Origin of the sequence: Pseudomonas sp. P8_229, assembly GCF_034008635.1 — a bacterium.
In the GTDB taxonomy this organism is placed as follows: domain Bacteria; phylum Pseudomonadota; class Gammaproteobacteria; order Pseudomonadales; family Pseudomonadaceae; genus Aquipseudomonas.
Genome location: NZ_CP125378.1, coordinates 5,837,957 through 5,856,287, shown reverse-complemented (window position 1 = coordinate 5,856,287; position 18,331 = coordinate 5,837,957). Strand labels below are relative to the sequence as shown.

At 59.3% G+C, this 18,331-nt stretch carries 17 protein-coding genes; 13 read left to right on the top strand and 4 right to left on the bottom strand.

Annotation, left to right across the window (positions count from 1 at the left end; all coding sequences use genetic code 11):
- Nucleotides 1-115: 115 nt before the first annotated feature.
- From QMK55_RS26405 to QMK55_RS26365, 9 genes are all read left to right on the top strand, one after another.
- Entirely contained in the window at nucleotides 116-1,750 is a 1,635-nt protein-coding gene (locus tag QMK55_RS26405) for a methyl-accepting chemotaxis protein (protein ID WP_102358871.1), read from the top strand.
- Between the two features lie 150 nt (nucleotides 1,751-1,900).
- Nucleotides 1,901-2,464 (top strand): nicotinamide riboside transporter PnuC, encoded by a 564-nt coding sequence (pnuC, locus tag QMK55_RS26400; RefSeq protein WP_102358870.1) that lies wholly within the window; start codon nucleotides 1,901-1,903, stop codon nucleotides 2,462-2,464.
- Nucleotides 2,461-2,985, top strand: coding sequence for an AAA family ATPase (locus QMK55_RS26395; RefSeq protein ID WP_102358869.1), 525 nt, complete (start codon nucleotides 2,461-2,463; stop codon nucleotides 2,983-2,985). Before pnuC ends, QMK55_RS26395 begins: the two co-directional genes overlap by 4 nt.
- Nucleotides 2,986-3,320: 335 nt before the next feature.
- Complete coding sequence (locus QMK55_RS26390) at nucleotides 3,321-3,770, top strand: hypothetical protein (protein WP_102358868.1); 450 nt, start codon at nucleotides 3,321-3,323, stop codon at nucleotides 3,768-3,770.
- 1 nt (nucleotide 3,771) lies between these two features.
- Nucleotides 3,772-4,344, top strand: coding sequence for an adhesin (locus QMK55_RS26385; protein ID WP_320328118.1), 573 nt, complete (start codon nucleotides 3,772-3,774; stop codon nucleotides 4,342-4,344).
- 71 nt (nucleotides 4,345-4,415) lie between these two features.
- Nucleotides 4,416-5,420, top strand: a complete 1,005-nt coding sequence (locus QMK55_RS26380; RefSeq protein ID WP_102358866.1) for a heme utilization protein — start codon at nucleotides 4,416-4,418, stop codon at nucleotides 5,418-5,420.
- A gap of 63 nt (nucleotides 5,421-5,483) precedes the next feature.
- Complete coding sequence (locus tag QMK55_RS26375; RefSeq protein ID WP_102358865.1) at nucleotides 5,484-6,164, top strand: C39 family peptidase; 681 nt, start codon at nucleotides 5,484-5,486, stop codon at nucleotides 6,162-6,164.
- A 44-nt stretch (nucleotides 6,165-6,208) separates the two neighbouring features.
- Nucleotides 6,209-6,955 carry a hypothetical protein gene (locus QMK55_RS26370; protein ID WP_102358864.1) on the top strand — a complete coding sequence of 249 codons (747 nt, stop codon included), beginning with the start codon at nucleotides 6,209-6,211 and terminating at the stop codon, nucleotides 6,953-6,955.
- A gap of 45 nt (nucleotides 6,956-7,000) precedes the next feature.
- A complete protein-coding gene (locus QMK55_RS26365) occupies nucleotides 7,001-8,323 on the top strand; it encodes a hypothetical protein (RefSeq protein ID WP_102358863.1) in 1,323 nt (440 codons plus the stop codon).
- 103 nt (nucleotides 8,324-8,426) lie between these two features.
- On the opposite strand, the gene QMK55_RS26360 is transcribed toward QMK55_RS26365, so the two are convergent.
- Nucleotides 8,427-9,752, bottom strand: a complete 1,326-nt coding sequence (locus tag QMK55_RS26360) for a sigma-54 dependent transcriptional regulator (protein ID WP_102358862.1) — start codon at nucleotides 9,750-9,752, stop codon at nucleotides 8,427-8,429.
- Nucleotides 9,753-10,096: 344 nt separating this feature from the next.
- Here QMK55_RS26360 and QMK55_RS26355 point away from each other — a divergent pair, with 344 nt between their 5' ends.
- The 3 genes from QMK55_RS26355 to nhaB all read left to right on the top strand — a co-directional run bounded on the left by QMK55_RS26355 (nucleotide 10,097) and on the right by nhaB (nucleotide 13,501).
- Entirely contained in the window at nucleotides 10,097-10,363 is a 267-nt protein-coding gene (locus QMK55_RS26355; RefSeq protein WP_102358861.1) for a hypothetical protein, read from the top strand.
- Between the two features lie 278 nt (nucleotides 10,364-10,641).
- Nucleotides 10,642-11,931: a hypothetical protein gene (locus QMK55_RS26350; protein WP_102358860.1), complete on the top strand. Its 1,290-nt coding sequence runs from the start codon at nucleotides 10,642-10,644 to the stop codon at nucleotides 11,929-11,931.
- Nucleotides 11,932-11,998: 67 nt separating this feature from the next.
- A complete protein-coding gene (gene nhaB / locus QMK55_RS26345) occupies nucleotides 11,999-13,501 on the top strand; it encodes a sodium/proton antiporter NhaB (protein ID WP_102358859.1) in 1,503 nt (500 codons plus the stop codon).
- A 973-nt stretch (nucleotides 13,502-14,474) separates the two neighbouring features.
- Here the strand turns inward: nhaB and QMK55_RS26340 are convergent.
- The 3 genes from QMK55_RS26340 to gnd are packed head-to-tail and all read right to left on the bottom strand — an operon-like array spanning nucleotide 14,475 to nucleotide 17,781.
- Nucleotides 14,475-15,284 (bottom strand): HAD family hydrolase, encoded by an 810-nt coding sequence (locus tag QMK55_RS26340; RefSeq protein ID WP_102358514.1) that lies wholly within the window; start codon nucleotides 15,282-15,284, stop codon nucleotides 14,475-14,477.
- Entirely contained in the window at nucleotides 15,281-16,804 is a 1,524-nt protein-coding gene (gene zwf / locus QMK55_RS26335) for a glucose-6-phosphate dehydrogenase (protein ID WP_320328117.1), read from the bottom strand. The genes QMK55_RS26340 and zwf overlap by 4 nt, the downstream gene beginning before the upstream one ends.
- Nucleotides 16,801-17,781 (bottom strand): phosphogluconate dehydrogenase (NAD(+)-dependent, decarboxylating), encoded by a 981-nt coding sequence (gene gnd / locus QMK55_RS26330; RefSeq protein ID WP_320328116.1) that lies wholly within the window; start codon nucleotides 17,779-17,781, stop codon nucleotides 16,801-16,803. The genes zwf and gnd overlap by 4 nt, the downstream gene beginning before the upstream one ends.
- 273 nt (nucleotides 17,782-18,054) lie before the next feature.
- Between gnd and QMK55_RS26325 the strand changes: the two genes are divergently transcribed.
- Nucleotides 18,055-18,237 carry a DUF6026 family protein gene (locus QMK55_RS26325; protein ID WP_003225385.1) on the top strand — a complete coding sequence of 61 codons (183 nt, stop codon included), beginning with the start codon at nucleotides 18,055-18,057 and terminating at the stop codon, nucleotides 18,235-18,237.
- Nucleotides 18,238-18,331: the final 94 nt, after the last annotated feature.

The window sequence follows — 18,331 nt, the reverse complement described above, 5'->3', positions numbered from 1 at the left end:
GCCTTAATAGTGCTGCGGCGTTATACGACTTGGGTCGCGTATGCCCGATCACCGAAACGTGGTTGGATGCTGGCGTTGATTTATTACAAGAAAAAGAAATCGGAGTGACAGCGTTATGAACAGCTTGCGCAGTGTGTCGATCAGCCGACGCTTGTGGCTCATTTTGATTGTGGCCGTGGTCATGTTGTTGACTTTGGGCGTGTTGATGCTCAAGCAGATCCACGATGACCTGTACCACGCCAAGGCGCAGAAAACCCAGCATGTGGTGCAAACCGCCAGCGGCCTGCTGACCTACTATCATGACCTGGAAACTGCCGGCACCCTCACCCGCGACGCCGCACAGAAACAGGCGCTGACCGCCATTCGTGGCCTGCGCTACGACCAGAGCGACTACTTCTGGATCAACGACCTCACGCCCGTGATGGTAATGCACCCGACCAACCCCAAACTTGAAGGCCAGAACCTCTCGGCAATCCGCGATCCCGACGGTTTCGCGGTGTTCAACGAGATGGTCGCGATCGCCAAAAGCCGGGGCGCAGGCATGGTCGATTACCGTTGGCCCAAGCCCGGCGCCAGCGAGCCGGTGGCCAAGACTTCCTACGTCAAACTGTTCGAACCGTGGGGCTGGGTGCTCGGCTCCGGCGTCTATATCGATGATGTGCAGAGCGAGTTCCGCGGCCAGGTGATCAAGGCCACGATAATCGGCCTGGTGATCGCCTTGATCATGGCCCTGCTGGTGATCCTGATTGCCCGCAGCATCGTGCGCCCGCTGCAGGAAACCGTGAATGCCATGGCCAACATCGCCAGCGGCGAAAGCGACCTGACCCGCAGTCTCGATACCCACGGCCAGGACGAAGTCACGCAACTGGCGCATCACTTCAACGCTTTTACCGCCAAGTTGCGCCGGGTCATCGGTGATTTGCAGGTCTCGGCCAGCGCGCTGGGCCAGTCGTCCAGTGAGCTGGGCAACGATGCCACCCAGGCCCAGCAACGCAGCCAGCAGCAATCGCAGCAGATGGAACTGGTGGCAACCGCGATCAATGAAGTGACCTACGGCGTGCAGGACGTGGCGAAGAATGCCGAACACGCCGCCGCTGAAATGCGCGACGCCGAAGCCCAGGCGCAACAGGGCCAGATCAACATCGACGGCAGCCTGCAACAGATCGACAAGCTGTCCGGGACCATTGATCAAGCCGTCGAAGTGATTCGTACGCTGGCGGCGGAAAGCACGCAGATCGGCAGTGTGCTGGAGGTGATCCGTTCGATTGCCGAGCAGACCAACCTGCTGGCGCTCAACGCAGCCATCGAAGCGGCGCGTGCCGGTGAACAGGGCCGCGGCTTTGCGGTGGTGGCCGATGAGGTTCGGCTGTTGGCGCAGCGCACGCAAAAATCGACGGCGGAAATCCAGACCATGATCGAACGCCTGCAGAATCACTCCGAAGCGGCGGTCAAGGTCATCGGCGACAGCAGCAAGGCCTCGCAACTGACCATCGAACAGGCCGGCCTCGCCGGTGCCAGCCTGAACGCCATCGGCCAGGCACTGCGCAACCTCAATGGCCTGAACGCTTCGATTGCCAGCGCCACGCTGCAACAGGCGCATGTGGTCGAGGACATCAATCAGAACGTCACCCAGGCGGCCGGCCTGTCCCACAGCACGGCGCTGGCGGCGGAGCAGTCGAGTGCAGCGAGCGTTAAGCTTGGGCAATTAAGTGAGCAGCTGAACCAGCTTCTACGCCAGTTCCGCGTCTAACACCGCCCCCCTGCAGGAGTGAGCCTGCTCGCGATAGCGTCGTATCAGTCAACCACAGAGTGACTGACACACCGCCATCGCGAGCAGGCTCACTCCTACAGGTTTTTGGGTACAATCCGCTCCCTCCTCAACTCCCCCCAAGGAACCCCCATGTCCGGGCTTGAACTGTTTGCCGCCGCCCTCGGTGTGATCGCCGTCTGGCTGACGGTCAAACAGAATCCATGGTGCTGGCCGATCGGCCTGGTCATGGTGTTGCTGTACAGCTGGATCTTCTATGACGTGAAGCTGTACTCGGACATGTTGCTGCAAGTGATCTACGCCGCGCTGCAAGTCTACGGCTGGTGGCAATGGACCCGCGCCGGAACCCTGCATGACGGGCGCGACGTCACGCGTCTGGACCGACGCTCGATCCTGCTCGGTCTGAGCGTGGGCGCCCTCGGCAGCCTGCTGCTGGGGGCGGCCATGGCGCACTGGACTGACGCCGCGCAGCCGTGGCTCGATGCCGCACTGACGGCATTCAGCCTGGTCGCGCAATTGTGGATGGCGCAGAAACGCCTGCAATGCTGGGCGCTGTGGTTCGTGCTGGATGTGATTTTCGTCGGCCTGTTTCTTTATAAGGGGCTGTACCTCACCGCCGCACTGTATGCCCTGTTCACCCTGATTGCGGTGCAAGGCTGGCGTGAGTGGCGCGCCGATCCGGCGTTGCAGCCATGAAGGTCGTGGTCCTGACCGGCCCTGAATCCACGGGCAAGAGCTGGCTGGCGGCCGACCTTCAGGCGCATTTTGGTGGTTTGCGGGTGGATGAATACGTGCGCTGGTTCATCGAACAAAATCCGCGCGATACCTGCCTCAACGACATCCCCGACATCGCCCGTGGACAGTTGCAATGGGAAGATCAGGCACGGGCGCAGCAACCCGGGCTGCTGATTCTCGACACCCATCTGCTGAGCAACATTCTGTGGAGCCAGACTCTGTTCGGCGATTGCCCGGCATGGCTGGAACCGGAGCTGTTGGCGCGGCACTACGACCTGCACCTGGTGTTGTCGCCGGAGCAGATCGACTGGACCGACGATGGCCAGCGTTGCCAGCCGCAACTCAGCGAACGCATGGCGTTCTTTCAAGCCACCCGCGACTGGCTTGAACAGCATGGGCAAACGCTGCAGATCATTCAGGGCAACTGGGATGAGCGCCGCGCGCAGGCTTTCGAGGCGGTCGCTGATTTATTGGCTGATTGACCCGGCGAACAGCCCCTTTCGGGGCACAAGTGTCCATTCCTGAAACACCCACTCCAGCGCAAAGCAGCCATTTCAATGGCCTTCATCGTTTTGTCAGAATATCTGTTACGCCCGTGAAACAGTCCCCGGCAAACCCTTGTTCCAGAGCTTTGCGCCGCCATTGACCGACTGGGTGCCCGCGCGACTGTTTCAGCGCTGAAACAGTTTTTGTATCAGCGCTGCACGGCCCATCACCAACCGGTTGAAAATCAACAACAATTCAAAAGCGGCACAGCTTTCGCTCTCTCCTTTCCAACGCTGACAAGAGCCAGCCCACTGAAGAAGGAATTGCCGCCGTGGGGAATTTCAATAAAGGCCTGACCTGCCTTCTGCTGATTGGATCAGCCGCCAGCACATTCATCAGTTTCAACGTTCAGGCCGAAGGCAATGGCGTGATCGTTCTCAACCGCGACGTCCAGCCCATTCCCATCGGACGCAGCGGCGGCAAAGATCCCTATCCCACCACGGTCAATGCCAACCCTTCCGATCGAATCAATCAAGCGATGAACAGCACCGAACTCAGTGACGGTGACTTTGCCAGTGTAGCCAGCGGCTCCTCGATCCGCAGCAACATGATCACGCCGAACTCGGACATGCCCGGCATGAACGTCCTGACCAACCCCAACGGCCTGCCAGGCATGAGCGCCGGTCATGGCGGCGGCGGTGGCGGCACGATCTCCAACACGATCAATCGCTCGTTGAGCACCGGTCTGGCACCGCTGACCCGTATGGCTGGAGGCCAATGAGATGAATCGTTCCCTTCTGCTGCTTGCCCTCTTCAGCTGCGCCAGCGCAATGGCCGATCCAAGTTCCGTGAACAACGCAGACATCCAGGATACCGGTGTGCAATACCACGGCAACTTCAACGTCAACCAGGCGGCCGGCGACCAGATGCAACAGGTCAACACCAAGGCGATCGCCATCGGCACCAATGCCAGCGCCTCGACCATCGTCAGGCAAAAGCTCGATACACCCGCCAACCCGTCGATGAACGCCAGCGCCAACATTGGTGGCAACTCTTTCAGTAATGGCAACGGGATCCTGGGCGTGAACCAGGGTGCCGGGGCCAACAACCAGATGGCCAACGTGACGCGCGTCAGCATCAGTGCTGCCCCGCAGAGCGTTGACGACAGCGCCCTTTCGCAACAGAACGTGGCGCTTTTACCGAGCTCAGGAGCAACTGGCACCTCACCCGGCAGTCGCCAGGTCACGACAAGTGATCAGGCCTTCACCGGCAGCCGAGGGGTGATCCAGGTGAACCAGAGTGCCGGGGTGGGGAACCGTATGGCTAACACCCTGAGCATCCGGGTCGCTGACTGACCCAAACAAGAAGCAGTGCAATTAGAAAGTACCAACACTTAACCAACTAATAAGCACGACGGAGAAACACCATGAAAACTACAATGGCTCTCAAACCACTGGTTTTCGCTCTTGCAGCAGTAATGGCAATGGCGGCTCAAGCAGGCGGCAACGATCATGGTAACAATGGTGGTCACGGTCACAACCCTCCTCCACCAAAAGGTCCAACCCTGGAAGAGCTGCTGCAAATCGGCGCAGGTGCCGGTGCCGCAGTGCTCGACGTGCAAAACAACGGCGGTAACACCGTCCTGAACCAGGGCACCCAGAACAACGCCGGCATCAGTGGCTCGCTCAACGGCGCCAACGGCAACATCGGTGCAAACAACGTGGCCGGTGACGGCAACCAACAAGACAACGCCGCTGCTCTGGCAACTGCTGACGAAAGCTTCATCTTCGGCTCTGCGGTGTCCGCTTCCAGCGCCACTCAAGTCAACAGCAACAACACCGTTGGCAACTACTCCAGCACCAACACTGCCGGCATGAACAACGTCGGCAACAGTGGCTCGGGTAACATCGGCGTGAACAACGCTGCCGGCAACTTCAACCAACAGAAAAACAACCTGGCAATCGCTGTGTCCGGTGGTCGTGTAGCGCAAGCCGCTGCTGCTGCCAACCAAAGCACTACCGGTCTGCAAGTCGGCAACAACGGCACTCAGACCTTCAAGAAAGATACCCTCACTGGCACTGTCGCCGCCGTCGGCGTATTCGGCGCCGTTGGCACAGCCACCATCAAAGATGACGATCACGGTCACGGCGGTGGCGGTTACGGCAACGACGACAAAGGTCATGGCGGCAATGGTGGTGGCAAAGATCAAAAAGCTACCTTCGAAGCTGTGGGTGCCTTCGGTCTGGCTGGTGTAACCACTCAACAAGTGCTGACCCCAGACGGCTGGAAAAACCCTGTCACCAACACTGCAGGCATGACCAACGTAGGCAACAACTGGTCGGGTAACGGTGGCTTCAACAACGCCGCCGGTGTTGGCAACCAACAAAGCAACTCGCTGTCCATCGCTGCAGGTTGCAAAGCCTGCATGTAATCGCGATCGAAACGAAAGCCCCGGAAACGGGGCTTTTCCTCAGTCCGCAAAGGCGTATCGATCATGCGTAAGACTGCCTTTATCGCCCTGCTTTGCCTGTCCGGCCTGACTCAGGCTGCCCAGATGCCCGTCGCTGCCCTGCCCGGCGGCGTACTCGTCTACAAGAACGTGCAAAGCATCCGTGAACGCAAGTTTGCCGACATCGTCGAACAAAAAACCGATTTCAGCTGCGGCGCTGCCGCACTGGCCACGGTTCTGCGCCAGGCCTATTGGCTTGACGTCGATGAGGAGCACATCATCAAAGGCATGCTGGTCAACTCTGACCAGGACCTTGTTCGCACTCAGGGTTTTTCCATGCTGGACATGAAGCGCTACATAGAAAGCATCGGCATGCGCGCCAGGGGTTACAAGATACCGCCGGAAAAGCTCGACGATGTCACGATCCCGGTGGTGGTACTGATGGAAATTCGCGGCTACAAGCATTTCGTGGTGCTGCAGCGCTCGGACAAGAATTGGGTTTACATCGGAGACCCGGTTCTCGGTCACAAACGCTACGCCCATGATGACTTTGTCAAAGGCTGGAACGGCATTGTCTTCGCCATCGTCGGCCCCGGATACGACAAAACCAATGCACTTCGCAGTCCTCCGGCACCGCTGACCGCCAAGAACAAGCTCGACTCTTTCAACCCTGTCAAAGATGCTGAATTGATGGACTTCGGGTTCATACAGAGCGACTTCTTTTAATCGCCGATTATAAAGAATGGGGCTGGATGTCCCGGGAGCAGCAGATGAAAACCTCATACTGGCTGGCCGCCGCCTGCCTGGCAGCGAGCGCGTCAGGCTATGCCAATGCAGGGTTCAAACCTATCGAAATCAATGACCAGGAGCTCTCCGAGCTACGCGGTCGTTACGTCATGCCGGGGCGGATCATCAGCTTCGGCATTGTCATGAGCAGTACCTGGCGCAACGCCAGCGGTGATCTGATTGGCGCTGCGACCTCGATGCAGATTCAGGCCGCCACGATCAAACCGGAATTTTACGTCTCGACCATCAAGCAACACGGCAACGGCAGCACCCCGACTCCGGGCACTGGCAATGTCATCGGTGGTGCGGGACTCGACAGCAGCCAGGGCGTGACCCAAAGCGTACGCGCCGCCGGCGACGGCAACACCGCCAACAACAACGTGGCGATCAACGTAAAAGAAGCCAACACCCCTCCTCCTTTGGCGCCAGCACAAGGTCAGGCCCTGATGGCCGGCCAGACGATCGGCGCCAGCAATGCCGCCGGCAGCGTCGCCGTTTCAGCCACGAGCGGTGGCGTGCAGATGGCTATTCAAGCCTCGGGGAATCAAGGTACGGCCCTGCAACAAGTCGCCCAGGGTGGCCTGCTGCAGAACACTCGCCTGCTCGGCAGTGCCAACGTGGTCAACAACATGACCCAACTCAATGTTGTGCTTAGCAATAACGGCATCAGCCCCGGCGCACTGGACTGCAACCTGACTCAACTCAGGGCACTACGCAATATCGGATATTGAACTACGCTGAGTCTCGATCATTGGGCTTAAAGGGACGGCTTATTCATGTATCGATCAGTATCACTGCGTGCAGCTGTATGTTTGAGCACTCTTCTACCTGCAGCCATGCTGCAAGCGGCACCGGACGCCGACGTAGAAGCCCTGAAACAGGAGCTTCTGGAGCTGAAGCAACGCTACGATGTACAACAAAAAGCGCTGGCGGTGCTCGAGCAGCGGGTTCGCCAGGTCGAAGACCAACCGGCGGCGCCGCAACCCAAGCGTCTGGCCAAGTCGCCAGCCGACATGAAAGGCAATCCAAAAGTCGCTACCAGTACCGGGGCTCCTGGTGTCGGGGCGGCAGCAGCGTCGGGGGGCGCAGCCGGGGGCAGTGGCGCTTCTTACGGGCAATCACTGGCCGACGATTCGCAACCGGCCCAGAGTGTGTCCAACCTCTATGACGAAGCCAGCGGCTTCTTCGGTGGCGGTAAGTTCAGCTTCGAAACCGGTGTGACCTACTCGCGTTACGACACCCGCCAACTGATCCTCAACGGCTTTCTGGCCCTGGATTCGATCTTTCTGGGCAACATCAACCTCGACCGGATCAAGGCCGACACCTGGACGCTGGACCTGACCGGCCGCTACAACTTCGACAACCGCTGGCAGTTCGATGTGAACGTGCCAGTGGTTTACCGCGATTCGACCTACCAGTCCGGTGGCGGCAATGGCGGTGCGTCCAACGTCACCACGGAACAGGATGTTTCGCGTGATCCGACGATCGGCGACGTCAACTTCGGCATTGCATACAAGTTCCTCGACGAGTCGGTCAACACCCCGGACGCCGTGGTCACCCTGCGAGTCAAGGCGCCAACCGGCAAGGACCCGTTCGGGATCAAGCTGCGTCAGACCGACGCCAACTCCAACCTGTTCGTGCCTGACACGCTGCCCACCGGCAACGGCGTCTGGTCGATCACCCCGGGCGTCTCGCTGGTCAAGACGTTCGACCCGGCTGTGCTGTTCGGCAGCTTGTCTTACACGCACAACCTGGAAGAGTCGTTCGATGACATCAGTTCGACGGTCAACCAGAAAACCCCGGGCAAGGTCAGCATTGGCGACAGCTTCCAGATCGGCGCCGGTATTGCGTTTGCACTGAACGAAAAGATGAGTATGTCGTTCTCGATGTCTGATCTGGTGCAACGCAGAAGCAAGCTGAAACAGGACGGTGGCGACTGGCAATCGGTGGTCTCCAGCGATGCCAACGCCGGCTACTTCAACGTCGGCATGACCATTGCCGCCACGGACAACCTGACCATCGTACCCAACCTGTCGATCGGCATGACCCCAGATGCCCCGGACTTCTCCTTCAGCCTTAAATTCCCGTACTACTTCTGACGTAAAAAAGCCCCGCCGATGCGGGGCTTTCATACAAGAGATCGCCGTGTTTACAGCGCCTGCAGATTCACTGCACAAGCGCTGCGCCCACGGCGATTTTTTTTTAGCGAATCTGATGTTTGTGCAACAGGCGATAAAACGTCGGCCGCGACACCCCCAGCACCTTGGCCGCCACACTCAGATTGTCGCTGTGCCGGTTCAACACGTCGCACAACGCCTGGCGTTCGGCGCGGGTCTTGTAGTCCTCTAGCGTGCCCATCGGCGTGTTGATCGAGTGCTGGCTGATCAACCCCAGGTCTCGAGCTTCGATCTGCCGGCCCTCGGCCAGCACCAGCCCCCTGCGCACGCGATTGGCCAGTTCGCGAACGTTGCCCGGCCAATCGTGTTTGCCCATGGCGATCAACGCGTCTTCACTGAAGCTGCGCGGACGGCGGCCGGTTTCATGGCTGTAGAAGTGCGAAAAATGGTTGGCCAGCATCGCCAGATCACCGTGGCGCTCGCGCAACGGGGCGGTCACCACTTGCAGCACATTGAGCCGGTAATACAGGTCTTCACGAAAACGCTTTTTCTCAATGGCGGCTTCCAGGTCGACGTGGGTGGCCGCCAGGACGCGCACATCAACCGGGATCGGCTGGCTGCCGCCGACACGTTCGATGTGTTTTTCCTGAAGAAAACGCAGCAGGTTGGCCTGTAATTCCAAAGGCAGATCGCCGATCTCATCAAGAAACAAGGTGCCACCGTTGGCCGCCTCGATACGCCCGACCTTGCGCTGATGCGCACCGGTAAAAGCGCCTTTTTCGTGGCCGAACAGTTCGGACTGGATCAAGTGTTCGGGAATCGCGCCACAATTGATCGCCACAAACGGCTTGCTGTGGCGTTGGGACTGGCGATGCAGGGTGCGGGCGACCAGTTCTTTGCCGGTCCCGCTTTCACCCCGGATCAGCACGGGTGACTCGGTCGGCGCCAGTTTGCTCAGCAATTTGCGCAGCTCGCGGATCGGCTTGCTGTCGCCGAGCAGTTCGTGCTCCGGCTGATCGATGTGAATCGTCCCTTGTCCGCGCAAACGCGCCATGCCGAACGCTCGCCCAAGAGTCACCTGGACCCGTGAGACATCAAACGGCAAGGTATGGAAATCGAAAAACCATTCGCAGACGAAGTCACCGACGTTTTGCAGGCGCAGGACTTCCTGATTCAACACCGCGATCCATTCGGTGCCGCTACGGCTGATCAGTTCCTTGACCGCTTCGGGACGTTCGAGGTGAAAGGGTTGCAGTCGCAGTAATCCGACATCGCATGTCCGATCGGCGGCATTTTCCAGGGTACAACTGTCGACATCCCAGCCCACGGCGCGCAAACCGGGTAACAGGCGATGACAGTCGTCACAGGGGTCGACTACCAATAAACGTCGTAACGCTGGCGCTTCGATCATGACTGTTCCTTGGCGCCAAATTTAAGGAAATTATTGTAAAAACAGTCATTTGGCAGACCCGACTGTAACATTAGCAAGAAATTGACAGACCCTTGTATCGATTGCTTATAGATGTACAAGGTAACGAGTTATAAGACGGGAGTTTATTAGTCTGCTATCGAGTTGAATCTTTCAGCCAGCTTTCAAAAACTGTCTGATTCCTGAGCATAAGCAACAAAGTTGAAATTTCTTTGTGTCATGTGTGACCCGCCACGGGGTTGCGTGCATCAGTACAAGTAACCAGCCGCACGGTAAGCCCAACCGACGGCACATCACTTGATTGGGCACGACAGAGAGAAGACCCCATGACCGCCCCGCTCCGTATCAACGAAGCTCTTTTGATTGCCAACCACGCGTTCAAACCCTTCCAGTGCGTGGCCTGGGCCCCACAAGACGGCAACGGCGAACTGAACCTGACTGTCATCGACCGTACCAACTCGCACATTGGCCGCAAGCAGATTCCGAGCAGCACCTACTCCGACCCGGCGCAACTGGAGCAGTTGCTGCAGCAGGCACGCGCCGAATTGAGCGAAGAAGGCCATCAACTGCAATCGTGGTCGATGCCACATTGATCAGAGGGTCATGCGGATGACTTTCACGTCATCCGCCCTGTGCATCTTTAGTTATCAGTTACTTTTTATCTTCTGTACTTTTGTACAACTTCTTTTAAAGCGTCAGGCGCCATTGCTTGCGACGCTTTCATTTGGTTCCAAAAGACACTGTTCTGGCACAGTGCGACCCTCCACCTGTTAGTTATGTCAGTTGTACTTCGGCGTATTCAGCGATTGAATGTTTCGCTCATGCAGTTACCCGCCCACCGGGACTGGTCAACTTGCAAGGAGAAGCATGCATGACCACCGAGAACGCCTTCGCGCTCCCGACACCAACGACCAACGCCGGGCGACTCGACAGACAATTTGCCCACTCCGGCGTTGCTCAAGTGTATTTCGCCGGCAGCGTATCCAGCATGACCCAAGGCCTGGCCCTGGACCCGCAAGGTCGGGTATTGGTGGCCGCCAAGGTCGGCACTGCCAATGGCAGCTGTTTCGGACTGGCGCGGATGCTCGCCGACGGTTCTGCCGACCTCGGCTTCGGCGTTCAAGGCAGCGTGATCGGTGAATTCGCCCCCGGCTTCGAAGCCATGGGCGCAAAAGTACAGGTACTGGCGGACGGGCGAATCCTGCTGGCCGGCTTGCACTATGAAAATGCCCATCGCAGCTTGCCCGCCCTCGCCCTGTTCAACACTGACGGCTCACCTGACACCTCGTTTGGCGACAACGGTCGACAAGTCGTGCGCCTGCCGGGCGATCTTTCCATCGGCTCACGCGATATCTGGCTACCGCCCGGTATATCCGGTGCAGAAGCCTGCGACATTGCCGTGCAGGACGACGGGCACATTCTGCTGATCGCCAATCACCACTTCGAACTCGCCGACCATGCCGGCATGCTGATCCGCCTCACCCCTGACGGCGCGCTCGATGCAAGTTTCAACGGTCGCGGTTTCGTGATGATCCGCCATCTGCTGCTCAATACCTGGCTCAGCAGCCTCCTGCTACAGAAGGATGGACGCATCGTTGTCGCCGGCTCCATTGACTTCCCTCAGGAGGGGCTGGTGGCGCGCTATCTGCCTGACGGGCGCCTGGACGAGCGCTTTGCGGTGGATGGCTTCCTCGCCTTCAAGGCTCACGGGCAAAGCGCGATGGTCAGTCAGGTACTCGAATCGATGGAGCACCTGCACTGCTTTGGCAGCAGTCGCGATCCGATCCGCTGCATGGCGCTGAGTTTGCATCCCAACGGTCGCCCGGAATTGCGCAGCAACGCCGGCCACCCGCACTTGCTGGAAATCGGCCCCAGTGGCTGCCAATGGAGCGCTGCCCAACGCATGGCCGATGACCGAATCATCGCCGTGGGCGCAACCATTGGCGGTATCGAGGCGGATTTCATCGTGGCGCGCTATCTGCCCGACGGACAACTCGACGCACAGTTCGGCAACGGCCACGGTTGGCTACGCACACGTCTGGGACGCAGCCTGGATACCGCCAACTCATTGGCGTTGCAGGCGGACGGGCAAATCCTGGTCGGCGGCTATTCACTGGACGGCAACTACCGGGCCATGGTCGCGCGCTATCTGAATCAATAGTCCCCCAGACTTGAACTTGACCGACACTTGCGGCAACTTGCGCGCTTCTTAATACAAGGAGCAACCGATGTCCGGTTCACTGGCCCAGGCGTTCGCGCACAACTTCCTCGGGCACTCGCCCCGCTGGTACAAGGCGTGCATCGTCGGGTTCCTGATCCTCAATGCCGTGGTGCTGTTCACCGTTGGCCCGGTCGCTGCCGGCTGGCTGCTGGTGATCGAATTCATTTTCACCCTGGCGATGGCCCTCAAGTGCTATCCGTTGATGCCCGGTGGATTGTTACTGATCGAAGCCCTGCTGCTGAAGATGACCACCCCACAGGCTCTGTACGATGAGCTGGTGCACAACTTCCCGGTGATCCTGCTGCTGATGTTCATGGTCGCGGGCATCTACTTCATGAAGGATCTGCTGCTGTTTCTGTTCTCACGGCTGCTGCTGGGCGTGCGCTCCAAGGCGTTTCTGGCGCTGATGTTCTGCTTTCTCTCGGCATTTCTGTCGGCATTTCTCGATGCCCTGACCGTGACGGCGGTGATCATCAGCGCGGCCGTTGGTTTCTACTCGGTCTACCACCGTGTGGCCTCGGGCAACGACCCACGCCAGGACAGCGAATTCGGCGACGACCAGCACCTGCCGGCCCTGCACCATGACGATCTGGAACAGTTTCGTGCGTTCCTGCGCAGTCTGTTGATGCATGGCGCGGTCGGCACCGCACTCGGTGGGGTTTGCACCCTGGTGGGCGAGCCGCAGAATCTGTTGATCGGCCATGAAATGGGCTGGCACTTCGGCGAGTTCTTCCAGAAAGTCGCACCGGTATCGCTGCCAGTGCTGGTGGCAGGCCTGGTGACCTGCGTGTTGCTGGAAAAACTTCGCTGGTTTGGCTACGGCACCTTGCTGCCGGACAACGTGCGCGCCGTCCTTGCCAATTACGCCGCTGAAGACAACGCCGAACGCACTCCGCGCCAGCGCGCCGCCCTGCTGGTGCAAGGCACTGCCGCGCTGATCCTGATTGGCTGCCTGGCATTTCACGTGGCCGAAGTGGGCTTGATCGGTCTGATGGTGATCGTGTTGATCACGGCCTTCACCGGCATCACCGACGAGCATCGCCTGGGCACTGCGTTCAAGGACGCCATGCCGTTCACCGCGTTGCTGGTGGTGTTTTTTGCCGTAGTTGCGGTGATTCACGATCAACAGCTGTTTGCCCCGCTGATCCAGTGGGTGCTGGCGCTGCCGGCGGATCAACAGCCGGGCATGCTGTTCATTGCCAACGGCCTGCTCTCGGCGATCAGCGACAACGTGTTCGTTGCCACGATCTACATCACCGAGGTTAAACAGGCATTCCTGTCCGGGCACATGAGCCGCGAACACTTCGAGACCCTGGCAATCGCGATCAATACCGGCACCAACCTGCCGAGCGTGGCGACGCCCAATGGTCAGGCAGCATTCCTGTTTCTGCTGACCTCGGCGATTGCGCCGCTGGTGCGCCTGTCGTATGGGCGAATGGTGTGGATGGCGTTGCCGTACACCGTGGTGATGGGGCTGCTGGGCTGGTATGCGGTGAGCTACTGGCTGTAATTACAGCGAATAAACTGTAGGAGTGAGCCAATGGCTCTGGCATCACTCGATCAAAACGGTGGGAGCGAGCTTGCTCGCGAAGAGGGCGTGTCAGGCACTTGATGCGTTGGCTGATACACCGCATTCGCGAGCAAGCCCGCTCCCACATTGGTATGCGCTGAGCCAATGGCTCTGACAACACTCGATTAAAACTGTGGGAGCGGGCTTGCTCGCGAAGAGGGCGTGTCAGGCACTTGATGTGTTGACTGATACACCGCATTCGCGAGCAAGCCCGCTCCCACATTGGTATGCGGTGAGCCAATGGCTCTGACAACACTCGATTAAAACTGTGGGAGCGGGCTTGCTCGCGAAGAGGGCGTGTCAGGCACTTGATGTGTTGACTGATACACCGCATTCGCGAGCAAGCTCACTCCTACATTGGTATGCAGTGAGCCAATGGCTCTGGCATCACTCGATCAAAACGGTGGGAGCGGGCTTGCTCGCGAAGAGGGCGTGTCAGGCACTTGATGCGTTGACTGATACACCGCATTCGCGAGCAAGCCCGCTCCCACATTGGTATGCGGTGAGCCAATGGCTCTGGCATCACTCGATTAAAACTGTGGGAGCGGGCTTGCTCGCGAAGAGGGCGTGTCAGGCACTTGATGCGTTGGCTGATACACCGCATTCGCGAGCAAGCCCGCTCCCACATTGGTATGCGCTGAGCCAATGGCTCTGGCATCACTCGATCAAAACGGTGGGAGCGAGCTTGCTCGCGAAGAGGACGTGTCAGGCACTTGATGTGTTGACTGATACACCGCATTCGCGAGCAAGCCCGCTCCCACATTGGTATGCGCTGAGCCAATGGCTCTGACAACACTCGATTAAAACTGTGGGAGCGGGCTTGCTCGCGAAGAGGACGTGTCAGGCACTTGATGTGTTGACTGATACACCGCATTCGCGAGCAAGCCCGCTTCTACATTTGTTCCGGTGTGATTCAGCGCGGCAGGATGTACTGCTCGATGGCCTGCGCTACGCCATCTTCGGTGTTTGGGCCGGTGATGACATCGGCCTGGCGCTTCACCGCCTCTTCCGCTTGCCCCATGGCAATCGACAGCCCCGCGCAATGGAACATCGCCGGGTCGTTGCCGCCATCGCCAATCGCCGCCGTCTGCTCCAGCGGGATGCCAAGGTGCGCGGCAATGGTCGCCAGCGCGCTGCCCTTGTTGGCTTCCAGCGCCGTCACGTCCAGGTACACCGGTTGCGAACGCGAGACCTGGGCCTTGCCGTTGACCTTAGGCAACAGGCGCGCCTCAAGCTCGATCAGCAAATCCGTGTTGTTACTGGTGGCGACGATCTTGTCGATGCGCTCCAGATACGGTTCGAAACTCTCGACCACCACCGGCGGATAACCAAGTCCATGCTGTTCGCGCGGCACCATCGGTCCGTGCGGATCCTTGAGCAACCAGTCGCCACCGCTGAACACCCAGACTTCGACATCCGGCTGATCAGCGAACGTCGCCAGTGCAATCAACGCTGTCGTGGCCGGCAGGTAATGCGCGACCAGCAAGCTGCCGTCCGGATTGACGATGGTGCCGCCATTGAACGCCGCCGTTGGCAGATCGACACCCAAGGCTTCGATCTGCTGCAGCATGGCTTTGGGTGGGCGACCGGTGGCCAGGCTGAACAACACGCCGGCCTCGCGCAGCGAACGAACGGCGTCGATGGTGCGCTGACTCAGGCTGTGATCGGGCAACAACAGCGTGCCGTCCATGTCGCTAAGCAAAAAACGAATCGGGTCACTCATCCAAGACCATGCCAGACGCGACCATCGCGAGTCAGCAGATCATTGGCAGCTTGCGGGCCGTCTTCGCCGGCAGCGTAGGTTTGCACACTCGCGTCCTGCTGCCAGGCGTCGAGGAACGGTTGCACTGCGCGCCAGCCGTTCTCGATGTTGTCGGCGCGCTGGAACAGCGTCTGGTCGCCGGTCAGGCAGTCGTAGATCAGGGTTTCGTAGCCAGTGGACGGCTGCATCTCGAAGAAGTCTTTGTAAGCGAAACCCAGCTCGATGTTGGCCATGTTCAGTGCCGGCCCCGGCCGTTTGGCCAGCAGGTCGAACCACATGCCTTCATTGGGCTGAATCTGGATGCGCAGATAGGTCGGCTGCAACTCGTCGACTTCGGTATCACGGAACTGCGCGTACGGCGCCGGTTTGAAGCAGATGACAATCTCGGTGTCGCGCACGCTCATGCGCTTGCCGGTGCGCAGGTAGAACGGCACGCCGACCCAGCGCCAGTTGTCGATCATGACTTTCAGCGCGACATAGGTTTCAGTGTTGCTGTCGGGCGACACGTTGGCTTCCTGGCGATAACCAGCCAACAGCTTGCCATCGATCTCGCCAGCGCTGTACTGGCCGCGCACCGAGTTGGCCCGCGCCTCTTCAACAGTCCATGGGCGGATCGCGCCGACCACTTTGGCCTTCTCGCCGCGCACCGCATCCGCGCCGAACGCGGCCGGCGGCTCCATGGCAACCATCGCCAGCAGCTGGAACAGGTGATTGGGCACCATGTCGCGCAGCGCACCGGTGTGTTCGTAAAAACTGCCACGGGTTTCGACGCCGACGGTTTCGGCGGCGGTGATCTGCACGTGGTCGATGTAGTGGTTGTTCCAGAACGCCTCGAACAGGCTGTTGGAGAACCGGCTGACAAGAATGTTCTGCACGGTCTCCTTGCCCAGGTAATGATCGATCCGGTAGATCTGCTTCTCGCTCATGACTTTGAGCAAGCAGGCGTTCAGCGCTTCAGCGGTTTGCAGGTCTGAGCCGAAAGGCTTCTCGATCACCACCCTTCTGAACGCTTCGGGGGTTTCTTCCAGCAGTTTGGCGGCGCCCAGACGGCGCACCACTTCACTGAAGAAACGCGGCGCGGTGGCCAGGTAGAACACCGCATTGCCGGTGCCGCTGTCGGCGATTTTCGCCGCCAGCGCGGAATAAGTGCTGTCATCCAGGAAGTCGCCCTGGACGTAGCTGATACCTTTGGCAAGCTTGGCCCACAAGGCCGGATCAAGCATCTGATCGCCCTTGCCGACCTTCGCCGCCACTTCGGTACGGATGAAGTCTTCGAGTTTTTGCGCGAAGGCTTCATCGGTAATGGCGTTGTGATCAACGCCGACGATCCGCAGATTTTCGTCAAGCAAGCCGTCGCGACTGAGGTTGTACAGCGCCGGCATCAGCAAGCGCTTGACCAGGTCGCCGTGGGCACCGAACAAAAACAGCGTGGTCGGTGGTGCGGGTTCTGCCTTGGATTTTCTGCGGATCGTATGGGTCATTTCTTCGGTGTCTCCACATGGCCGCCGAAGCCGAAGCGCTGGGCCGAAAGAATCTTGTCGCCAAAGGTGCCCTGGCCGCGGGAGCGGTAGCGCGAGAACAGCGAGTTCGACAGCACCGGCACCGGTACCGCTTGCTCCATGGCCGCTTCGATGGTCCATTGACCTTCGCCGCTGTCAGCCACCGAACCAGAGAAGCCGTCGAGCTTCGGATCGCTTGCCAGCGCATCGGCGGTCAAGTCGAGCAACCACGACGACACCACGCTGCCACGGCGCCACACTTCGGCGATGTCGGCAACGTTCAGGTCAAAGCGCTGATCTTCCGGCAGGCGCTCGCTGGACTTGGTCTTGAGGATGTCGAAGCCCTCGGCAAATGCAGCCATCATGCCGTACTCGATACCGTTGTGAATCATCTTCACGAAGTGCCCGGCACCGGCCGGACCTGCGTGGATGTAGCCGTGCTCGGCACGGTGATCCTCGGACTTGCGATCCTTGGTGCGCGGGATTTCGCCCATGCCCGGCGCCAGCGCGGCGAACAGCGGGTCCAGACGGTTCACGGTCTCGGCGTCGCCGCCGATCATCATGCAATAGCCGCGCTCCAGGCCCCAGACGCCGCCGGAGGTACCGACGTCGATGTAGTGCAGGCCCCTCTCGGCCAGGGTCTTGGCCCGGCGGATATCATCCTTATAGTTGGTGTTGCCGCCGTCGATGATGGTGTCGCCGGCTTCAAGCAGGTTGCTCAGGGTTTCAATGGTGTCTTCGGTCGGCGCGCCGGCCGGCAGCATGACCCATACGGCGCGAGGCTTGGCCAGGCCGGCGACCAGTGCTGGCAAATCGGCAACGCCTGTGGCGCCCTCGGCGGCCAGGGTGTCGACAAAGGCGGTATTGCGGTCATAAACAACGGTGGTGTGCCCGTTGAGCATCAGACGTCGCGCAATATTGCCGCCCATGCGGCCCAGTCCAATAATCCCGAGTTGCATGTGCTGATGCTCCTTACTACAAATAAATGTGTGACATTGGTTATAGCCCAACGCGACTAATGGAGGTTAGTCCAGAGCGTCCGGCGGAAGTTTCCGGGCATTGTGCCCGATCCAGACTGATAACGCCCCGATTCATGCCGAAGACACACCGACCATGAAAAATAAAAAAGTTCCATTCATGAGCGAAAGAAATCAAAATTGGCGCCGATAGCAAGTCAGGAACCCGAAAGCGGGACGATTTGCAGTTGAGACACGCCATTTGCGAGGTGAGCAATGGGCACAGTACACACAGCAATGCCGCCACAAACCCTGTACGTCACGATCCGTCGCGATGAATTGCGTCAGTTGAAAGACGAGCGCGACCAATTGAAGCAGGAGCTGGCGCAACTGCGCTCGCTGACCCAGGGCGCCCAGCCCAAACCTTTGCCGGTTGTCCAGCGCAATCCGCACGCCTGACCTGCCCCGCCAGCTCCGGGAACGGCACTTGTCGTTCCCGACATGATCCTCTTCTGCCCCTTATCAGCAACTAACGAAGTTTTCACATTCCGTT